Origin of the sequence: Streptomyces tibetensis, assembly GCF_007655005.1 — a bacterium.
In the GTDB taxonomy this organism is placed as follows: Bacteria; Actinomycetota; Actinomycetes; order Streptomycetales; family Streptomycetaceae; genus Streptomyces; species Streptomyces tibetensis.
This window is the reverse complement of record NZ_SZVW01000001.1, coordinates 182,666-202,353: the sequence shown is the minus strand read 5'-3', so window position 1 is coordinate 202,353 and position 19,688 is coordinate 182,666. Positions and strand designations below refer to the sequence as shown.

Here is a 19,688-nt window from a genome sequence, read left to right as displayed (position 1 = left end):
GTCCAGACCAAAGCGGCTGTCAAGAGGTCCAGACCAACCGGTCGAGCAGCACTCCCACCGCGCATCCCGCGAGCAGCACACCCGTGGACATCCAGAACGCCGCACCCGCCAGGTCCAGCACCCCCGGCCGCAGGAAGAGCAGCAGCACCTGAGCCGCCGCCGGGGCCGCGCACGCCGCCGCCAGGTGCCGCGCGGGCATCTCCCGCCACGGCTCCGGATGCACCCGCCCCGCCGCCCAGGTGGCCAGTACGACACACACCAGGTTCGGCAGATGCACCAGCGCCAGGGCGGCGCCGAACGAACCGACGCCCTCCGGGCCGATCAGTGGATCGTGGATCAGCGTGATCTGCACGTACTCGGTGACCACCAGCACCACGACGCCGACGGCCCAGCAGCGGACGAGCGTCATCGGTTGCCCCCCGTGATCTCGAAGAAGAGCAGGATCGCGAACCCGGCCGTGGCCATGCCGCACCCGGCGACCAGGGCCAGCGCCTGCAGCACCGGCGACCAGCTGCCCCGGCCCGCCACCGTCGCCGTGCCCGCGGGATCGCGGGGGTCGTAGGTGACGGTGACCGTGCTGCCCTCCGTCGTCGACCAGCCCGCCAGGTCCTCGAACTCGACCCGCGCACCCTCGGCCGTACGGAAGGCGAAGAAGTGCCGCCGGGCGTCGGAGCGCTGGTACGGCTCCGTCTCCACCCGGACGCAACTGCCCTCCGTCCGGACACCGCGCCGCAGCACCCGCGTCACCGTCACCAGCCGCCGCACGTACCTCCACGCCAGTGCGCCGAACAGCGCCACGAGCAGCGCGAGGACGACGTATCCGGCGCCCGGCACCTCCACGGCTAGTGCACCTCGACCGAGTCGATGATCCGGTCCAGGTCCCCGTCCGGCAGGGACCCCTGCCGCGCGTCGATCCGGATCGCGAAGGCGGTGTCGTCCGAGTCCAGACCGGCCAGGATCACCCCCTCGACCGGGGTGCCCGCGGCCGGTCCGCCGTCCTCGCCGGTCGCCTTGAAGGAGAAGTCGATGCGCTTCGCCTCGTCCGTGCCGGCCAGTTCCACGTCCTTCTGGCCCTTGACGTCGGCGCCCATCTGGATGCCCGCCTCGGCGGCGATCGCGGCCTGCTCGGCCGAGTTCGCCTCGGTGAAGCCGAGTTGCACGGTGACGACCGAGACCTTCTTCCCGCCCTCCGTACGCACCGCCGCCGCGGTATTGTGCTTGCCGCGCTCGGCGGCGCTCTGCTCCTCGTAGCCCTTCGGGTACGACACGTCGACGCCCTTCGTCTTCAGCGTCCCCCAGCCCTCGGGCACCGAGCCCGCGCCGGAGTCGGTGTCCCCGCAGCCGGTCAGGGCCAACGCGGTCGTCAGCAGGGCGGCGGCCAGGCAGGCACGGCGGGTCTTCATCGGCAGGGGCTCCCGTCTCGTCAGTTCGCACAGTAGCTGTAGGGAAGATAGGAGCGACCGTCTCCGTGCGGCGCACCCAGGAACTGGGCGTCGGTCAGGGTCTCCGCCTTCTTCTCCGTGCTGATCGTCATGCCCAGACTGAGCCCCAGATTCAACTCGAAGCCGTACTCGGCCGCGTTCACATCGCCCGTGTACGTCATCCGGCTCGACTTGCCCTGGTCGAACATCAGCTGCCCGAAGGGGTCGTCGGCGCCCGGTCGGGACGTCGGCACGTGGTCGGCGAACATGTACTGGAAGGGCGTCGCGACCTGCTCGTTGTTGCTGTCCAGCCAGCGCTCCGCGACCGCCCGGTCCCGGTCGCCCGCCGGGCCCGGATCGAAGGTGAGGGTGTGGGTGACGATCTCGATGCCGGTCTGCGAGTCGGTGCCCTTCACCCCGGCGTTCCCGCCCCGCTTGTCCCCGTCCTTCTTGCCGTTGTCGCCACCCGCCTTGGCGCCGTCCTTCTGGCCGCCCTCCTCGACGGTGCGGGTCATGTCGACGCGGACCAGCTTGCCGGTCTTCTTGTCGTAGGTGACCGTGATGGTGCCCGTCTGCGTCGTGTTCGCCGTGTACTCGCCGCTGAGCGGGCCCGCCTCGTAGCCCACCTTGGAGCCGTACTCGATGGACGAGGAGTAGGTGTACGACTTGGTGTTCTTGTAGGAGTTGTCCGTCCAGGTCACCTCGGGGGAGTACTTGAAGGAGCCGCCGAGCGCGGCGCTCAGCTTCTTCTCGTCGCCCGCCGAGATCTTCAGGCCCGCCGACGCCGAGGCCTCCACGCCGACCTTGCCGTAGGTGATCTTCCGGTTGTCGCCGAGGCTCTCCTTGATGCGGTTCTGGGTGTCCTCCTCGTCCTTGAGGGGGCCCTTCCCGAAGAGGTAGGCGATGCTGTCGCCGAGGCTCGCCTCCGCGCCGCCGGGCATGGTGCGCCGCATCTCGTACATCTGCAGCTTCTCCACGTCGTCCCGGAACCGCTGGGCCTCCTCGGGGCTCTGGAACACCCAGGTGTCGCCGTTGGTGACCTTGATGCCGAGCCCCAGCTCCACCTTGTCCGCGCCGAACCGGCCCACCTTCATGCCGGGCTTGAAGTCCTTCTTCGCGGCGACCGAGGCGGCGTCCGTGAACGTCAGGTAGACCAACTGGTCGTTGTCGTCGACCGTGCCGTCCCCGTTGACGTCCGTCTTCGCCTTCAGGTGCTGCTCCTGGAAGCCGTACTCCTTGCCGATCTCCCAGAAGAGGATCTTCGCCTTGGAGCCCGCCTTGTCGGTGACGGAGGAGACCTGGCACAGCGCCGGCTCGAAGTCCGCGTCGGTGAGCGGCTTGTCGGGCCCCGGTCCGGCCGTCCCGCATTCGCCGCCGCCGGCGACCCGGCACACCTGCGCGGCGAGCTTGTCGTAGATCAACTGGCCGACACCGGTGGCCGAGACGGCCAGGACGATCGCCGCGCTGACGACGACCATCCCGAGGTACTCGGTGCCGGTCGCCCCCCGGTCGTCGAAGACCCCTCTGCATCCGTACGTCCGTATGCCGCCCCCGTCCGCCATACGGCACCCCTCCTCACCCGATCCGTGTGTCGTTCGGACGGCGAGCGTAGGTACGCGACGCTGCGTCAGGCGTGGGCCTCAGGACCCAAACGAAGGCCCACCGTCACCACTGGGCCCGCTGGGCCCACCGCCCGGGACGGCCCGGACGCGCCGAGACGACCGGCAAGATGCTCAACCTGTCCCGTTTTGACGCCTCTTGTGCAACGGCAGTTGCTCTCCAGCTACACAAACGCTGTTCTCCGGTCACAGAGGCGTGGATACAGTGCTGAGGTAGTCACGCAGTGAAGTCGGCACGGTGCGCCGGAGTGACACCCGGCGTTCCGACCGGCATGGGGAAACGGGGAGCTGCGCGTGCCAACTGCCATTGCCGTGACCGGCGCCGACATGGCGCTGCCGCCACAGGACGAACGCACCCTGCCCGCCGTCGTGCTGCGGGACGTCGACCGACGTCCCCTGGAGCAGACGCTGGCCGAGATGCAGGCCCTGGTCGAACACCACGGGCACGTGATCGTGGTCTGCTCACAGGCCGCACCCACCGCGGTGCAGCGACGGCTGCACACCCTGCGCTCCCTCATGGAGAGCGACCGCATCGCCCTGTTCCGGCCGGACCTGCCACCCCTCGGACTGGCCGTCCTGGCCCGCCAGTTACGTCAACTCGCCTCCTGCGACATCAGCCCCGGCGTGCTCGCCTCGGCCGGCCGGCTGCTCGTGCACTACATCCACGCCGGCGCGCTGCTGAACTCCGTCGCCCGCCTCGACCGCGTCCCCGTCGGCCTGAAGTCGCACGCCAAGTCCTGGGTGCCCGGCAGCCAGTTCGGCGTCCTCGCCCACCCCGAGCCGCACCTCGTGAGGATCACCCCCGAGGCCCAGCTCCCCGGCCCCGAGTTCGGCACCTGGATGCTCCTCGCCAAGGGCCAGCTCCAGTCCGACTGGGTCGCCGGCACCCTCGCCCCCTCCTGGAAGGTGCAGGGGCTGCGCGAGACTCCCCTCCCGGCCGAATCACCCGACTGGTGGGGCACCGGCAAGCTCATCGAGTTCTGCAGCTACCTGCCCGACCTGTCCGTCCTCTACCAGCTGGTCACCTCCGTACGGCGCAGCCGGTGCCACTGGTGCGGCATCGACGTCATCGGGGACCGCTGCGTGTTCTGCTCGGCCACGCCACCCGTCCACGACAGCCCGCCCCACCAGCAGCTCGAGAACCGAACGGCCGTCGGCTGAGGCCTGACACCGCTCGTCAGCACTGTTCCGATCCCGCTCGACCGATATCCCCAACGAGGTTGTACGGTTCATGAACTCCCGTCAGCGCCGCGGCGTGATTCTCCTGCTCCTGTCGGTCGTCTGCGCCCTCGGCGCCTTCGCCGGCGTGCTCTCCGTCATCAGCGACGTGGAGTCGAAGGTCGGCCCCGAGGTCACCGCCTATCGGCTCAAGTCCGAGGTGCCGCCCTACACCACCCTCAGCACGGGCCAGTTCGAGAAGATCAAGATGCCCGAACGGTGGCTGTCCGACAACGCGGTCACCGACCTGCGGGAGATACAGGGCAAGATCGCCGTCACCACGCTGGAAGCGGGCTCCCTGCTCCAGTCCGACATGATCGTCCGCCGGCCGGCCCTCCAGCCCGGCCAGCAGGAGGTCGCCATCATGATCGACGCGGCGACCGGCGTGGCCGGCAAGATCACGCCGGGTGCCTCGGTCAACGTCTACGCCACCTTCGAGGGCGCGCGCGAGGGCGACCCCGACCAGTCGAAGATCATCGTCACCAACGCCAAGGTCCTCGACGTCGGCGAACTGACCGCCCTCAAGCCCGACGAGAGCAACCGCACCCAGCAGCCCACCGACGCCGTCCCGATCACCTTCGCGCTGTCCGCCCTCGACGCCCAGCGCATCACCTACGCCGAGTCGTTCGCCAAGCGGGTCCGGCTCGCCCTCGTCGCGCCCGGCAGCGACACCACCGTCCCCGAGAAGGACCGGACGTACGAACTCGCGAAGGACAAGTGAGAGGCTGCCATGCCCACGAGGATCCTCCCGGCAGTCGGTGACACGGACGCGGTCCGGTCCGTCACGACGCTGCTCAGCCAGCTCCCGGACGCCGAGCCCGTCGCCCCCGTGGTCGACTCCACCCAGCTCATCGACACCCTGGCCCGGCTGGCCGCCGAGTCGGTCGACGAGCTGCCGGAGGTCGTGATCGTCCACGAGCGGATCGGCCCCGTCCCCGCGCTGGAACTGATCCGCGAAGTGGCCCTGCGCTTCCCGGCCGTCGGCGTCATCCTCGTCACCTCCGACGCGAGCCCCGGCCTCTTCCAGGCCGCCATGGACTACGGCGCCCGCGGCCTGGTCGCCCTGCCCCTCAGCTACGAGGAACTCGCCAGCCGCGTCCAGGCGGTCGCCCAGTGGTCCACCGGCGTACGACGGCACCTGGGCGCCGGCGGCGACGTCTTCACCGGCGTCGGCGGCACCGTCGTCACGGTCAGCGGCGCGAAGGGCGGCGCCGGAACCACCGTGACCGCGATCCAGCTGGCCCTGGCCGCCCAGGCCTCCGGCCGCAGCACCGCCCTGGTCGACATGGACCTCCAGACCGGCGACATCGCCTCCTACCTGGACGTGCAGTTCCGGCGCTCCGTCGTCGACCTCGCCGCCATCACCGACATCTCCCCGCGCGTCCTCGCCGACGCGGTCTTCCGCCACGACACCGGCGTCGCCCTGCTGCTCGCCCCCGCCGAAGGGGAGCGCGGCGAGGACGTCACCGACCGCGCCGCCCGGCAGATCGTCAGCGCCCTGCGCTCCCGCTACGAGGTCGTCGTCATCGACTGCGGCGCCCAGCTCGGCGGCGCGGGGGCGGCGGCCGTGGAGATGGCCGACCGGGCCCTGCTGGTCACCACACCGGACGTGGTCGCCGTACGGGGCGCGAAACGGGCCGTGCGGATGTGGGACCGGCTGCAGATCCGCAAGGCCGAGGAGACGACCGTCGTCGTCAACCGGCACTCGCGCGGTACGGAGATCCAGCCGCCCCTGATCCAGAAGATCACCGGCACGGCGGTCGCGGCCACCGTGGTCCCCGCCAACTTCAAGGAACTGCAGAGCGTCGTGGACGCGGGCCGCATCCACGAACTGGAGAGCAAGAGCTCCGTGAAGCAGGCCCTGTGGGGTCTGGCCGGGGAGCTGGGACTGGTCAAGGCCCCGGACGGTGCCCAGAAGGGGGGCCGGGGGGCGGGGGGATTCCGGCGGAGGAAGGAGGGGTGAGGGTGCAGAGGGTGCTCTTGAGGGAGCGGGACAAGGGACAGGTCACCATCGAGTTCCTCGGGATGACGCCGACGATCATCGTGACGCTGATCGCGCTGTGGCAGGCCGTCCTCGTCGGCTACACCTACATCCTCGCGGGCAACGCCGCGGACGAGGCCGTACGGCAGGGGACGGCTGCGGAGCCGGGGGTGCGGCAGGGCGTGTGCGAGGCGGCCGGGCTCGAGCACCTGTCGGACGCGTGGCGGTCCGGGGCCGAGGTGACCTGCCAAGGCTCCGGCTTCGTGACGGCCGACGTGCGCCTGCAGGTCCCGGTCCTCTTCCCCGGCACGCTGTCCTTCGGGTTCACGGTCCACGGCCACGCCGGGGCGGTCGAGGAGGCGAAACCGAGATGACCGGTATCCGCAAGGGCCGCGACCGCGGCCAGGTCGCCATCGAGTACATCGGCTTCCTGCCGATCCTGCTGATCGTCGCCCTGGGGGCCGTGCAGCTCGGCCTGATCGCCTACACGGCCCAGCAGGCCGGCACGGCGGCCAGGACGGGGGCGCGCAGTGCGTCGCTGGGCGGGCCGTCCGACGCGGACTGCAAGGCCGCGGTGAGCAGTTGGCTGGCCGACGGGACGACCTGCCCCGCGTCGATCGGCGGGGAAGAGGTCACCGTCACGGCCACCGTGCAGATCCCGTCCCTCGTGCCGGGCTGGGAGTTCGACCCGGCCGTCAAGACCGCCACGATGCCGCGCGACCACTGAGCGAGAGCTAGGAGCACCGCACTCATGAGCCTGCGAGCACGCATCAACACCCCCGAGGAGAACGGCAACCGGGGCGAGGACGGCCACATGGTCGCCTCCTACCGGGCCAAGCTCCTGGAGGAGATCGACCTCGCGGAGATGAGTTCGCTGGCCGCCGCCGAGCGCAGGGCACGGCTGGAGCGGGTGCTCGGGCACATCATCAGCCGCGAGGGCCCGGTCCTGTCGACGGTGGAGCGCTCACAGCTGATCCGCAGGGTGGTCGACGAGGCCCTGGGCCTCGGCATCCTGGAACCGCTCCTGGAGGACGCGTCCATCACCGAGATCATGGTGAACGGCCCGGACGCGATCTTCGTGGAGCGTGGCGGCCGGGTCGAGCAACTGCCCCTGCGCTTCGCCTCCAACGACCAGCTCATGCAGACCATCGAGCGCATCGTCTCGACGGTCAACCGCCGCGTGGACGAGTCGAACCCGATGGTCGACGCCCGCCTGCCCTCCGGCGAGCGCGTCAACGTCATCATCCCGCCCCTGTCCCTGACGGGCGCCACCCTCACCATCCGCCGCTTCCCGCGCTCCTTCACGCTCCAGGAGCTGATCGGCCTCGGTTCGCTCGACGAGCACATGCTGTACCTGCTGGCGGGCCTGGTGCAGGCGAAGTTCAACATCATCGTCTCGGGTGCGACGGGCACCGGCAAGACGACGCTGCTCAACGCGCTCTCCGGCCTCATCCCCGAGGGCGAACGCATCATCACCATCGAGGACTCCGCCGAACTCCAGCTCCAGCAGCCCCACGTCATCCGCCTGGAGTCGCGCCCGCCGAACGTCGAGGGCAAGGGCCAGGTGACGATCCGCGAGCTCGTCCGCAACTCCCTGCGCATGCGCCCCGACCGGATCGTCGTCGGTGAGGTCCGCGGCGGCGAGTCCCTCGACATGCTCCAGGCGATGTCGACGGGCCACGACGGCTCGCTGGCCACCGTCCACGCCAACAGCGCCGAGGACGCGCTGATGCGGCTGCAGACCCTGGCGTCCATGTCGGACGTGGAGATCCCCTTCGTGGCGCTGCACGACCAGATCAACAGCGCGGTCGACGTCATCGTGCAGCTGACCCGGTTCGCGGACGGCGCCCGCCGCATCACCGAGATCGCGCTGATGGACAGTCACGGAAGCGACCCGTACCGCCTGGTCACGGTCGCCCGTTTCCACGCACAGCCCATGACCTCCGACGGCCGTATCCACGGAGCCTTCGAGTACTACCCCCTCCCACGCCGCACCGCCGACCGCCTCTACATGGCGAGCCAGCCCCTCCCGCAGGCGTTCGGCATCGCCCGGTCGGCGGACCAGCTAGCCACCCGAGAAGCCAGGTAGGACCGACCGATGGAACTGCAATCGCTCATCACGCTCACCACCGGCGTCACGCTGCTGACCTGCGCCCTCGTGGTCGTCGGCCTGCACTCCTACGCCACGGGCAGGGCACAGCGGCAGGCCCTGGTCGACCGCCTGTCCGCCACGGGCCAGATCCCGGCCGGCGGCCGGCGCCGCAACTTCCACGGGATCGACCGCCGCCTGCGACGCACCAGGCTCGGCAAGAAGCTGGAGCTCCGCCTCGCGGCGACCGGCCTGGACATCACCCCGGGCGAGTTCTTCGTCTACATGCTCGCCACGGTCGCGGGCCTGTGGCTGACCGGCCAGGCCGCCCTGGCGCCGTTCTTCGGCCCGCTGGCCGGCCTGCTCGGCATCGGGGTGGCCGTCCAGTTCCTCAACTGGCAACGCCAGAAACGCATCGAGAAGTTCATCAACCAGCTCCCCGAGATGGCCCGCATCCTCGCCAACGCCACCCAGGCGGGCCTCGCCCTGCGTACGGCCATCGGAATGGCGGCGGAGGAGATGGAAGCCCCGGCGGGCGAGGAACTCGGCAAGGTGTCCAACCAACTGGCGGTCGGTGCCTCGATGGACGACGCGCTGGGCGAACTGGCCGACCGCCTCCCGTCCCGCGAACTGGTCGTCCTCGTCACCACCCTGGTCCTGTCCAACCGGGCCGGCGGCCAGGTCGTCAGCGCGCTGCGCAACCTGACGGAGACGCTGGAGGAACGCAAGGAGACCCGGCGCGAGGTCCGCACCCAGCTCTCCCAGGTCAACATGACGTCGTACGCCGTCCCGGTCCTGGGCGTCGGCTCCCTGTTCCTGATGAACGGGGTGAAGGACGGCGCCCTGGACCGCATGACCGGCTCCGCCTTCGGCCAGGCGGCGGTCATCATCGCCTTCTCGCTCTACGCCGTGGGCTTCGTCCTCATCCGCCGCCTGTCCCGCATCGACGTCTGAGAGCCAGGAGGCAACCATGGGACTGCTTCTCGCCCTGCTGACGGGCCTCAGCGTCTGGGGCGTCTTCGCCGGCATCCGCATGTACCGCGCGGAGGCCAAACTGCCCGGCGACCTCGCCCTGGCCCTGGAGGTCGGCTCCACCCGCACCGGCGCGGTCGACTCGCTCATCGACCGCCTCGGCATGCGCTACGCGCCCGCGGTACTTCGCCTGATGGGCCCGAAACAGGTGGCGAAGTACCGCCGCAAGATCGACCTCGCGGGCAACCCCGGCGGCCTCACGATCGACCGGTACGCGGCACGGCGCGCGGTCTACGGCTTCCTCGGGGCCGTGGGATTCCTGGTCTTCCTCATGCGCGGCCAACTGCTGGTCGCTCTGCTCCTGCTGGCGTTCGGCGCGTTCTGGACGGAGGTCGGCATCTGGTCGGCGATCCGCCTCCGCAAGGACGTCATCGAACGGACCCTGCCGGACTTCCTGGACGTCCTGGCGGTCGTGGTGAGCGCGGGCCTCGGCTTCCGCCAGGCGCTGGACCGGGTGGCCTCCCGCTACGAGGGCCCCTGGGCCGACGAACTACGCATCACCCTGCGCCAGATGGACCTCGGCATGAGCCGCCGCCAGGCCTTCGCGGAACTGCGCCGCCGCAACGACTCCGAGCAGGTGGCGATGTTCGTGACGGCGCTGCAGCAGGGCGAGGAACTGGGCGCGCCGATCGTCGACACGCTGGTGTCCCTCGCCAAGGACATGCGGCGTACGGACGCGCAGAACGCCCGCCGCAAGGCGGCCCGGGCCGTCCCCAAGGCCACGATGATGATCACGACCTTCATGGTCCCGGCCACCATGCTGCTGCTGGGCGCAGGCCTGATCCTCGGCTCGGGCACGGACTTCGGCTCGGTCACGGGGAAGTAGGGGAGGGGCGACGGTATGTCGATGACAGGGGAGCGGACAGGGCTGCTGGGGCGTCGACGCCGCCGGGCAGAGCAGACACCGGAGATCACGACGCCCCCGGCGGGGACGGTGCTGCCCCCACATGCCCGCACGGGCGCGCCGGACGTACCCGTGACGTCCGTGACGCCCGCGCTGCCGCCGGGGTGGGAGGCGGCGGTGGGCGGTGAGCCGACGCTGCGGATCAAGGGGGGCGAGTGGGGGAAGGCCGGGGTGCCACGGGGGGCTGCGGTGGACGCCCCTGTGCCGGGTCCGCTGCCGACGGCCGCGGGCAGCGCCCCACCGGAGCGACATGCGGGCAACGCTCCTGCTTCGGGTCCGCGCCCGACGGCCGGGGGCAGCGCCCCAGCGGAGCGACATGCGGGCAACGCTCCTGCTTCGGGTCCGCGCCCGACGGCCGGGGGCAGCGCCCCAGCGGAGCGACATGCGGGCAACGCTCCTGCTTCGGGTCCGCGCCCGACGGACGGGGGCAGCGCCGCGCCCCCGTTGGGGCCACCCGCGCTCGACGACGGCGGCCGTCCGGGTGGTCCGGCCGGGAAGCCGTCGGTGAACGACCGATCGGCCGCCGATGGTGCCGCGCCTCCGCTGGGGCCACCCGCACACGACGACGGCGGCCGCCCGGCTGCTGCGGCCGGAAAACAGCTCCCTGCCGAAGGGCGGGACACCACCCACCCCGCCGGCCCCGCGATCGACATCCAGGTCAACGCCCTCCAGGCAATGGGCCGCCAGGTCTTCGGCTTCCGCCTGGCCATGATCGCCCTGGCCACCCCCACCGCCCTCGTCAACGCGAACGACGGCCTGCCCACCCGACTCGTCGGCGCGGCCGTGGTCGTCACCTTCATGACCTCCTACGTCCTCTTCCGGGACTGGGAACGCTTCGGCCCCCTCCTCCTGCGCCACCCCTCCCTCCTCGCCGTGGACACCCTCTTCGGCGCGCTGCTCCTCATCGCGGCCGGCCCCGACAGCACCCTCGCCTACGTCAGCGTCTGCACCCCGCTCCTGGCAGGCCTGGTCTACGGCTGGCGCGGCGCGGCGGTCTTCGCCTCCCTCCAGGCCCTCCTGCTGCTCCTCATCCACGCGGCACAGAAGGACCCGGCCCCCGGCATCACCGAGTCCGCCCTCCTGCCCGGCCTCTGCGTCATCGCCGGCGCCGTCGGCTCCAGCCTCCGCAACCTCATGCTCCGCTTCGGCGCCGCCACCCAGGCCCTCACCACCGTCCAGGCCCGCCTCGCCGTGACGGAAGCGGTCAGCGCCGAACGAGCCCGCCTGGCACGCGAGATGCACGACTCGGTCGCGAAGACCCTGCACGGCGTGGCTCTGGCCGCCGACGGCCTGACCACCTCGGCGAACGCCGACCGCATGGACCCGGCCCTGGTGAGACAGCAGGCAGCACTGGTCGCCCGATCGGCCCGCCGGGCAGCCGCGGAGTCCCGGGAACTCCTGGCCGACCTGCGCCGCGAATCGGACCCGTCCCAGGCCACGGACGTCCTGGTCGAACTGGCTGCCCGCACCCGTGACTTCAGTACCCGCACCGGCCTCCCGGCGGTCTACCGCCCCACCGGCGCCCACGCCGTGCCGCCCGTCCCACCGGCCGTGGCCCGCCAACTCCTCACCATCGCCTCCGAAGCCATGGAGAACGCCCACCGCCACGCCCGCCCCACCCGCGTCGACGTCAGCGCGGGCGTCCACGGCGACCTGCTCCGCATCAGCGTCTACGACGACGGTCGCGGCCTCCCACCCGGCACCACCCTCGAACAACTCCGCCGAGCAGGCCACTTCGGCCTGGTCGGCATGGTCGAACGCGCCGCCTCGGTCGGCGCCCGCATCCGCATAGGCCGCGGCGGCCACTCCCAGGGCACGGAGGTCCGCCTGGAACTCCCCCTGGCCGCCTTGACCACCCCCACCGCATGACCCCACGACCCGAGAGGAGGCCCCTGATGCCGGACCAGACGCCCCACCCGACCGGCGCCCCGCAGCCGCCACCGCACCACCCGTTCGCCGACCTCCCGCTCCCGCACCCGGCACCACCGGCCCGCCGCCTCCGGGTCGTGGTGGCGGACGACAACCCGGTCGTCCGGGCCGGCCTCACCGCCCTGCTCTCCGGCCGCCCGGACATCGAGGTCGTGGCGGAGGCCGCCGACGGCCGCCAGGCCTACGAGGCGGCTCAGCAGCTCCGCCCGGACGTCGTCCTCCTGGACGTCCGCATGCCCGGCGTGGACGGCATCTCGGCCCTCCCGTACCTGGTGCGAATCGCCCCGGTCGTGATGCTGACCTACAGCAGGGAGTCGGAGATCGTCCAGGAGGCCCTGCGCCGGGGGGCGGGCGGCTACCTGGTCCACGGCGAGTTCACCGCCGACCAGCTGGTCGACGCCGTACGGGACATCAAGGAGGGCCGGGCCCACTTCACCCCGACAGCGGCGGGCGCCCTCCTGGCCCAACTCCGCCAGGACCGGGCCCCGGCTCCACCCTTGCCGGAGGGCCTGGGCCAGTCATCGAGTGCGACTGCATACGGAACTTCCACTTCCGGGCAATCGTATATGCAGCCTCAACAACCCTCTCCACCAGCATCTTTCGGAGCTTCTCACGCGCCACCTCCGCCCACTTCTCCGGAAATGCTTTCGCAAATGCAACCACATGTGGGACAGTCTTCGACTGAGTGGACGAGTGGCCGTCCGGCCGCTCCCGACAGGTCGCGGTTCCAACTGAGCACGAGGGAGGCGGAGATCATGGACCTCATCGCGTCCGGCATGAACAACCAGCAGATCGCCGCCACGTGCTTCATCAGCGAGAAGACCGTCAAGAACCACATCAACCGCATCTTCGCCAAGCTCCACAGCACCAGCCGCTCCGAGGCCGCCGCGAAGTGGATCGGCACGGCACCGGACGCGCACCGGGGACGGGGGTGACCTCCGGTGACGCGATGGGGGGACAACCGACGGCTGGGCCCGGACGATTGGGCCCGGAATTGGGCCCACGGGCCCTCTGGCGGACAGGGCGTTCCGCCGTACGTTCCTCGTGTCGAAACCGACACAGCCGAACCCGGAGGGGAACACCATGAGCGACCTGATGCTGAAGACCGCCGTCGCGACCAAGGTCCGTGTGAACGGCTGGAAGAACACGACGGCCGAGGCGATGCGCCGCCGCGCCGGCGACAGGGGGCAGACGGCGGTCGAGTACCTGGGCATCATCGCGGTGGTGGTGGCGATCGTGCTGGCGATCACGGGTACCAGCCTCGGCCAGACGATTCTCGGAAAGATCCAGGCGCAGATCGCCAAGGTCGCTCCTTGACGCGACCCCGCCGGTACGGCGACGCAGGGCAGGCTTTCCCCATCTACATCACTGTGGTGGGGGGCCTGCTCTTTCTCGCGTTCGCGTACTTCGCGGTCGGCCAGGCCGCGGCGAACAGGAACGGGGCTCAGACAGCCGCCGATGCGGCGGCTCTCGCGGCAGCGCAGGACAGGCGGGACCAACTCGCCGGCGCGTGGGTGAAGGACGTACTCGACCCGGGCAAGTGGCAGGCGATCTTCGACGGGAACGCAGAAGGACTCGGCCCCTCGTGCTGGCGCGCACATCAGCTGGCCGCACAGAACGATGCACAGGTGACCGGCCGAGGGTGCGTTCCGGATGGTCCTCTGAGCTTCACGGTCGAGGTGCAGACCAACAAGCCCATGGGGGACTCGGTTGTCCCGGGCGAGGCGAACCGGAAGGCGCATGCTTCCGCCACTGCCGTGATCGAGCCCCGCTGCGACTTCGATCCCCTGGCACAGGACGCCGGCCCCGACGTCCTGCCGAAGCTCTTGTGCGAGGGCGAGGAGACCTGGGAGCTGGACCCGGACGACCTCGATGTCCTGCCGGAACCCGAAGACCTCTTCGACGTCCACCTGGCCGAACCACTAGCGAACGACGAGTGATGAAGGAAGCAGAGAGATGAGCATTCGGTTCACTGCGAAGGTCCGCAGGGGAACGGTCGCGCTGACCGTTGCGGCCGGACTGGTCCTCGGCGTGGCGGGCTGCAGTGGCGGCGGTGGCGGCGATGACCCGACCCCGTCTGCATCCGCTTCCAAGGACGGTGGATCCAAGCCGAGTGCTCAGGAGGGGCAGTCGGAGACGCCGCTGGCGGAACTGAAGGGCACGGGCGGACTGCTCCTTCAGATCACGTCTGCCGCGAGGGACTCGGGCGGCTTCCTCACCGTGAACGGAGTGGTGAAGAACGACGGAGACAAGTCGGCGGTGGTCCCTCCTCAGACGAGCGGTGACGAGACGGAGGTCATCGCGCACGGGCCCTCGCTCGGTGGTGCCACCCTGGTGGATGCCAAGGGGAAGAAGCGCTATTACACGCTCCGCGACACGGAAGGGCGCCCGCTGACGACAACCGGCCTCGGCAACCTCGAGGCGGGGCAGACCCTCCCGGTCTTCATGCAGTTCCCCGCGCCTCCCACGAGCACGGCCGAGGTCGACTTGCAAGTCCCGACCTTCTCCAGCGGCACCATCAAGATCTCCGGGTGAGGCCGGCCATGAAGACCCGCACACGCACCCGCCCGGCGACTCCACGCCTCGCCCTCGCCCTCACCGCCGCCGGCCTCATGGTCGCCACGAACATCTACGGCGCCGTATCGGCCCACGCCGACGAAACCCCCGGCGTGCCCCCCGGCACCGAGGCCTCCGCCTCCGCCCCCGTCGAGGTCGACCCCAATGACCCCGACCTCAAGATCCCCGAAGGCGCCACTCTCGCCGAGCCGAAGGTCCTCGACATCAAACAGGTCGTAGAAGACCAAAGCGGAGACGAACGCCGCGAGGACACCAACGCCGACGTCAAGTTCGCCCTACAGGCAGAGGTCCTCTTCGGCAAGGACAGCGCGAAACTCAGCGGCGAGGCAAAGGCCCGTATCTCCGCGATCGCCGAGGAGATCAAGAAGCAGAACGCGACGAAGATCCGCGTCTTCGGCTTCACGGACAACCTCGGCTCCTCCGCACACGGCGACGTCCTCTCCAAGAAGCGCGCCGACGCCGTACAGAACGTCCTCGACCAGGAACTCACCGACTCCGACGTCACGTACGAGGTCCGCGGCTACGGCGAGCAGTACCCCATCGCCGACAACTCCTCGGAGACCGGCCGCAAGAAGAACCGCCGCGTCGAGGTCTCCTTTCCGCGCACAGAGAGCTGAGTCACCGCAAATGGGCCCAGGGTTGGGGCCAGGGGCCCATGTGCGAGTGATCGACGTTCTTTAGCCTCGGCTCGGTATCCGTCTTGAACGGCCGTTTATCGAGCTGAGCCGAGGTCGCGCATGTCCCCTGCCGGTGACCGGATACCCCCTTACGGAATGGGGGATGCACAGAACAGCCCCTCCTGGGAGCGGCGTTCGCCGTTGCCCAGGGAACTGGGCTGGGCGCAGGTACTGCTGTGGGTGCAGTTCGCGCTGACGGCGCTGTACGTGATCACCGTGCTGTCGGTGGTGACGTACTACTCCGGGGAGATCTTCGGGATCCTGGTGTACGACTCACTGCCCAGCGTGGCCGGCATCTACCTGGCCCGGCGCCTGTGGCAGGGCGGGGTGTGGACGAGTCGCGCCCTGATCGCCGTACAGGCCTGGATCGTGTGGCTGTCGTTCGGCACGCTGTTGCACGGTGATCCGCGGGGCGTCACGCAGGCGGCGATGCCGGTGGCGGTCATCGTGCTGTTGCTCCGGGCCCGGTCGCGTGAGTGGTTCGAGAGCGCTCCTCAGGACAGGGAGGAGCGGCGGCCGTTCAGCCTGGAAAGAATGATCCGCTGGCGACGGGACGAGGGCCAGACCGCGGTTGAGTACGCGGGGCTCATCGCGGTGGTCGCGGCGATCATCGTCGCACTGTCGGTCGGCGGCCTCGGCGGTCGTATCGCCGACGGCATCCAGTCGGCCATCTGCTCGGTGACGGGCACGGCTTGCCCTGCTCCGCAGGGCGACGGTACGGAGACGGGTGCGGCCGGGGACAACGACGCCGCGGAGCACGGCGATGCGGACACCGGCGCCGACGGCGGCAATGGCGCGGACCCGGACGGCGACGCGGGCGTGAACGGCGATGCGGGTACCCGAGGAGACTCTGACACCCAAGGCGGCTCGGGCACCCAGGGCGGTGCGGGCACCCAGGAAGGCACGGAAGCCGACGGCGGCTCCGAAGCCGGCGACGGCACGAGAACAGGCACCGGCGACGGTGACACGGGCGGCAGCGGCATCCCCTCGTCGGCCCAGCTCATCACCTACGACGGCGCGGGCCCGAACGACACGATCCCGCTCGCCCCGGGCCCGTTCGAGGACAAGTCCCTCTGGGACGACGTACATGACCAGGAACGCCACGACAGGACGTTCATGGACCATGTCCGGGGCTTCTTCGTGGCCCCGACCAAGAGCTTCCTGGCCGACACCATGGACGTCGTCAGCGACCCGGTCGGCTCGGTCAAGGACACCTGGAACGGCCTGAAGGGCTACACCACGAACTGGTGGGGCGACAAGGCCGACGAGCTGGGCGAGAAGTGGGACAAGGGGAACTACGTCTCCTCCGTATGGGGCTGGGTCAATTCGCCCGAGGACTTCGTGTCCGACCTGGCGACCGACACGCTGGTCGACAAGGAGAACTGGGAGAAGGGCAACTACGGCGCCTCCATCGGCAACACCGTGGTCAACGTCGTCGGCATCTTCAGCCCGAAGACCATCACGAAGTTCACCAAGTTCAAGAAGCTGGCCGAGGTCGGTGAAGCCCTCGACAAGGCGGCCGACGCGGCGGAGAAGGCGCGCAAGGCGGCCAAGGCGGGCGACTTCGACGGAGCGAAGAAGGCCGCGGACGAGGCCCAGAAGCACGCCGATGAGGCCAAGAAGAAGGCCGAGAAGAACGGTAGCTGCACCATCGCGATCGGGCGCGTCCCCTACGGCGGTGGCGGCGGCCTGCGCGGAGTCCCGGGCACCGGCACGGGCGTCCTGGCAGCCCCGCAGGGCGACCGGATCGTCGTCGCCGCAGGAGGCGGCAAGGAATGCACGGGCGACGACGCCGACGACGCACGCCAGGCCCAGCAGCAGGCGCTCGACGCCAGGGCCGCAGCGGCGAAGGTCGCGCTGCGGGAGCAGGGCTCTTCGGTGCCTGACGACCAGATCGACGGGCTCGTCAACCGCGCCAAGGACCCCCCAGAACCCGGTGAGATCAGCAAGAAGGACGCGGCCGACTCGCTCGACGAGATCACCGACCTCGCACGCCGCGGAAACGTCAACGGCGATGCCGCCGCGGCGCTGGAAGGCAAGATCGCCAATGCCTCCGACGCCAACAAGCTCGCCGAGGCACGCGCGGAGGTGAACGCCCTGCGCCGCGCTGCCGACGACGCGGCCCCCGGAACCGACGTGGACGCCGGAGTCGGCGGCAAGATGAACCGCAAGGAGGCTGACTTGGGCAACGGGGAGAAGGTGAATCTCGACGAGATCCCGGACGCGGACGTGGTCTACAAGGACAAGAACGGCACCGTGCACGTCAAGGAGGTCAAGAACGCGGGCTCGGCCACACGTAAGGCGGACTTCGCCAATCAGGTCGCGAGGCTCAAGAAGTGGGCGAGCAAGGAGCCGGGACGCAAGGCCACCGTGGAGATCGAGACGGCGGACCGTTGGACGTCGGTCTTCAGCGAGTTCAAGCCCGCCCGGAACGGCAAGCCGGCGAAGGACACCAGAACGGCGGCCGGTGAGATGGCCAAGAACGGTGTGGACGTGAAGGTGGCGGGCCAGGGTCTGTCCGCCGACCAGCTCGGCAGGATGCAGCGTGCCATCGACGAGCGAACGGCGAACGGCACGATGGACTGGTCGAAGATGAAGGACCCGGACAGCGCAAAGGCGTACCTGGGCATCGACTGAGATGAACGAGTGGACGACAGCCACGAGACGTGGCAGGACGGCGGAGATGAGCGAGTCGGACGCGGTGCGGAGTGCCGAGGAGATGTGGGATCCGCAGGTCGCGCGATGGTGTGATCCGGAGGGTGACTACGTTCTGCCCCGCGCCCTTCGGTCCTTGCCACAGCCTTGGGACGAGGGCGACTGGCACCGGATCGGGAACCTGCCGCGCACCGATGAGCGGGTGGCGGAGGCTCGGCAGGTGGTGACCGAGCTGCTGGAGGACCCGGAGTTGGCGCCGGATGTGCCTCAGCCGCCCTCTCCGGGCCTGTTGTGGCACGTGTGGGAGGAGTTCCACCAGGCGGTGGGGGAGAGGATGCCCCGCACGAGCCAGGTGACGTGGGCCGGTGTGGACGAGCTGGTGCGCGAGTGGCGGGGACGGGAGAGGCTGTACCCGCTTCAGCGGCATGTCGTTGATCACGTCGAAGCGGCGATACTCGCCATGATCCCGCGGCTGCGGGACGACATCGCCGACTCGGTGCTCCGCTGGCTGGCCCTGGACTCCGACCCCGGCCGTTTCGCCGACTGGGCGGTGGATACGGCCGAGCGCTGCGTGATCGAGGACATCGGCGCGGACTCTGCCATCGAGTTGCTGGGCGCGATGGGGAGTCCTGAGGCCAGGGCGGCTCTGGATCGCCTGTCGGTGAAGCCGGGCGGTCCGGCGAGTTGGGACAACGCGGAGGCGGCACAGGGGAGGCTCTTCGATCTGGAGACTGAGAGGCCCCAGTAGTAGGCGCGGAAGCTGAAAGGAAGGGCGAGCAGCCTCTCCTGCTCCACCTGTCCTTTCCTGGCTCTGGCAAGAAGACCATTTCTCCCCATGGGCCCAGGAGCTTGCCAAGCGTTACATCGACCGGAACGTCGCAGTGGTCGAAGCGACGCGCCTGCTGACCGAGGCGGCGCAGGGGAACGCCTGAAGCCGTGACAGTGCGGCTCGTTATCAGGGGGCAACTCAGTGGGCGCAGACATAGATGGTGTGATCGAGACTCACTCGGCCGACGGGCACTGGGAGATGGCGGTCGACCTTTTGGACCTGCAATTGGGGCGGAACCGCGAGGCGTGGGGGTGTCTCTTCGGCTTCGGCGGGACGGGGTGTGTGGATCGTCCGCTCTTCGCCGACCGCGGGCTTCCGAGTAACCCCTCGGATCCGGTGCGGGATACCGGATGCGAGGACTATCAGCACAGCCACACGTATGCCACCTGGGCCGAAGTCGCCGTGGTCGACTGGGACGCCCCGCTCGCCGACGAGCCTGCTTATTACTGGGCGGGCCTGTGGCGGCCTGGTGACGACGGCGAGCTCGCCCAACACGACATCGTGTGGGCCCCAGCCACGCCCGGCCTGGATGAGGCCGCGGCCGATGCTTTCGGCGAGGATGTGTACAGCCCAGCGGAATGGCCGCAGGGCGGCGAGGTCCACCTGGACGGCGCCGTGTACCGCCCCGTGATTCTCACAGCGCGGATGCTCGCTCCTCCGGACCAGGCACCCTGGTCCCGGGTCTGGAATGCGATGCGGGACCTCGCAGACGAGCACGGGGACGACAACGTACGTCTGGTCGTCTGGTTCGGTTGAC

General features: G+C 70.0%; 21 protein-coding genes. 17 read left to right on the top strand and 4 right to left on the bottom strand.

Features of this window, described 5'->3' with window-relative positions:
- Positions 1–19 precede the first annotated feature (19 nt).
- The 4 genes from FDO69_RS00940 to FDO69_RS00925 are packed head-to-tail and all read right to left on the bottom strand — an operon-like array spanning position 20 to position 2,983.
- Positions 20–409: a hypothetical protein gene (locus FDO69_RS00940; protein WP_167526494.1), complete on the bottom strand. Its 390-nt coding sequence runs from the start codon at positions 407–409 to the stop codon at positions 20–22.
- Positions 406–840 carry a DUF3592 domain-containing protein gene (locus tag FDO69_RS00935; RefSeq protein WP_104777640.1) on the bottom strand — a complete coding sequence of 145 codons (435 nt, stop codon included), beginning with the start codon at positions 838–840 and terminating at the stop codon, positions 406–408. The genes FDO69_RS00940 and FDO69_RS00935 overlap by 4 nt, the downstream gene beginning before the upstream one ends.
- Positions 841–842: 2 nt before the next feature.
- Positions 843–1,403 carry a hypothetical protein gene (locus FDO69_RS00930; RefSeq protein WP_104777639.1) on the bottom strand — a complete coding sequence of 187 codons (561 nt, stop codon included), beginning with the start codon at positions 1,401–1,403 and terminating at the stop codon, positions 843–845.
- A gap of 20 nt (positions 1,404–1,423) precedes the next feature.
- Positions 1,424–2,983, bottom strand: a complete 1,560-nt coding sequence (locus tag FDO69_RS00925; protein WP_104777638.1) for a hypothetical protein — start codon at positions 2,981–2,983, stop codon at positions 1,424–1,426.
- A gap of 384 nt (positions 2,984–3,367) precedes the next feature.
- Between FDO69_RS00925 and FDO69_RS00920 the strand changes: the two genes are divergently transcribed.
- From FDO69_RS00920 to FDO69_RS00830, 17 genes are all read left to right on the top strand, one after another.
- Positions 3,368–4,201 carry a hypothetical protein gene (locus FDO69_RS00920; protein ID WP_104777897.1) on the top strand — a complete coding sequence of 278 codons (834 nt, stop codon included), beginning with the start codon at positions 3,368–3,370 and terminating at the stop codon, positions 4,199–4,201.
- A gap of 70 nt (positions 4,202–4,271) precedes the next feature.
- Positions 4,272–4,979: a Flp pilus assembly protein CpaB gene (cpaB, locus tag FDO69_RS00915; protein ID WP_104777637.1), complete on the top strand. Its 708-nt coding sequence runs from the start codon at positions 4,272–4,274 to the stop codon at positions 4,977–4,979.
- A 9-nt stretch (positions 4,980–4,988) separates the two neighbouring features.
- The gene (locus FDO69_RS00910; protein ID WP_104777636.1) at positions 4,989–6,221 is read left to right on the top strand and encodes a CpaE/TadZ family protein; all 1,233 of its coding nucleotides are present in this window, start codon (positions 4,989–4,991) and stop codon (positions 6,219–6,221) included.
- Between the two features lie 62 nt (positions 6,222–6,283).
- Complete coding sequence (locus FDO69_RS00905) at positions 6,284–6,613, top strand: pilus assembly protein (RefSeq protein WP_234387816.1); 330 nt, start codon at positions 6,284–6,286, stop codon at positions 6,611–6,613.
- Positions 6,610–6,966, top strand: coding sequence for a TadE/TadG family type IV pilus assembly protein (locus tag FDO69_RS00900; RefSeq protein WP_104777634.1), 357 nt, complete (start codon positions 6,610–6,612; stop codon positions 6,964–6,966). Before FDO69_RS00905 ends, FDO69_RS00900 begins: the two co-directional genes overlap by 4 nt.
- A 24-nt stretch (positions 6,967–6,990) precedes the next feature.
- Positions 6,991–8,328: a TadA family conjugal transfer-associated ATPase gene (locus FDO69_RS00895; RefSeq protein WP_104777633.1), complete on the top strand. Its 1,338-nt coding sequence runs from the start codon at positions 6,991–6,993 to the stop codon at positions 8,326–8,328.
- 9 nt (positions 8,329–8,337) lie between these two features.
- Positions 8,338–9,282: a type II secretion system F family protein gene (locus FDO69_RS00890; protein ID WP_104777632.1), complete on the top strand. Its 945-nt coding sequence runs from the start codon at positions 8,338–8,340 to the stop codon at positions 9,280–9,282.
- Between the two features lie 16 nt (positions 9,283–9,298).
- Positions 9,299–10,186 carry a DUF5936 domain-containing protein gene (locus FDO69_RS00885; RefSeq protein WP_104777631.1) on the top strand — a complete coding sequence of 296 codons (888 nt, stop codon included), beginning with the start codon at positions 9,299–9,301 and terminating at the stop codon, positions 10,184–10,186.
- Positions 10,187–10,768: 582 nt separating this feature from the next.
- Entirely contained in the window at positions 10,769–12,133 is a 1,365-nt protein-coding gene (locus FDO69_RS00875; protein ID WP_234387800.1) for a sensor histidine kinase, read from the top strand.
- 26 nt (positions 12,134–12,159) lie between these two features.
- Positions 12,160–13,128 (top strand): response regulator transcription factor, encoded by a 969-nt coding sequence (locus FDO69_RS00870; protein WP_104777630.1) that lies wholly within the window; start codon positions 12,160–12,162, stop codon positions 13,126–13,128.
- Positions 13,129–13,276: 148 nt separating this feature from the next.
- On the top strand, positions 13,277–13,510 hold the full coding sequence (locus FDO69_RS00865) for a hypothetical protein (RefSeq protein ID WP_030842584.1): 234 nt from the start codon (positions 13,277–13,279) through the stop codon (positions 13,508–13,510).
- Entirely contained in the window at positions 13,507–14,133 is a 627-nt protein-coding gene (locus tag FDO69_RS41510) for a pilus assembly protein TadG-related protein (protein WP_199838270.1), read from the top strand. Before FDO69_RS00865 ends, FDO69_RS41510 begins: the two co-directional genes overlap by 4 nt.
- Positions 14,134–14,149: 16 nt before the next feature.
- Entirely contained in the window at positions 14,150–14,728 is a 579-nt protein-coding gene (locus FDO69_RS00850; RefSeq protein WP_104777628.1) for a hypothetical protein, read from the top strand.
- A gap of 8 nt (positions 14,729–14,736) precedes the next feature.
- On the top strand, positions 14,737–15,387 hold the full coding sequence (locus FDO69_RS00845) for an OmpA family protein (RefSeq protein WP_104777627.1): 651 nt from the start codon (positions 14,737–14,739) through the stop codon (positions 15,385–15,387).
- A gap of 156 nt (positions 15,388–15,543) precedes the next feature.
- Positions 15,544–18,084 (top strand): hypothetical protein, encoded by a 2,541-nt coding sequence (locus FDO69_RS41040; RefSeq protein ID WP_159030578.1) that lies wholly within the window; start codon positions 15,544–15,546, stop codon positions 18,082–18,084.
- A 46-nt stretch (positions 18,085–18,130) separates the two neighbouring features.
- Positions 18,131–18,850, top strand: coding sequence for a hypothetical protein (locus FDO69_RS00835; protein WP_138430018.1), 720 nt, complete (start codon positions 18,131–18,133; stop codon positions 18,848–18,850).
- Positions 18,851–19,093: 243 nt separating this feature from the next.
- Positions 19,094–19,687 (top strand): hypothetical protein, encoded by a 594-nt coding sequence (locus FDO69_RS00830; protein ID WP_234387799.1) that lies wholly within the window; start codon positions 19,094–19,096, stop codon positions 19,685–19,687.
- Position 19,688: the final 1 nt, after the last annotated feature.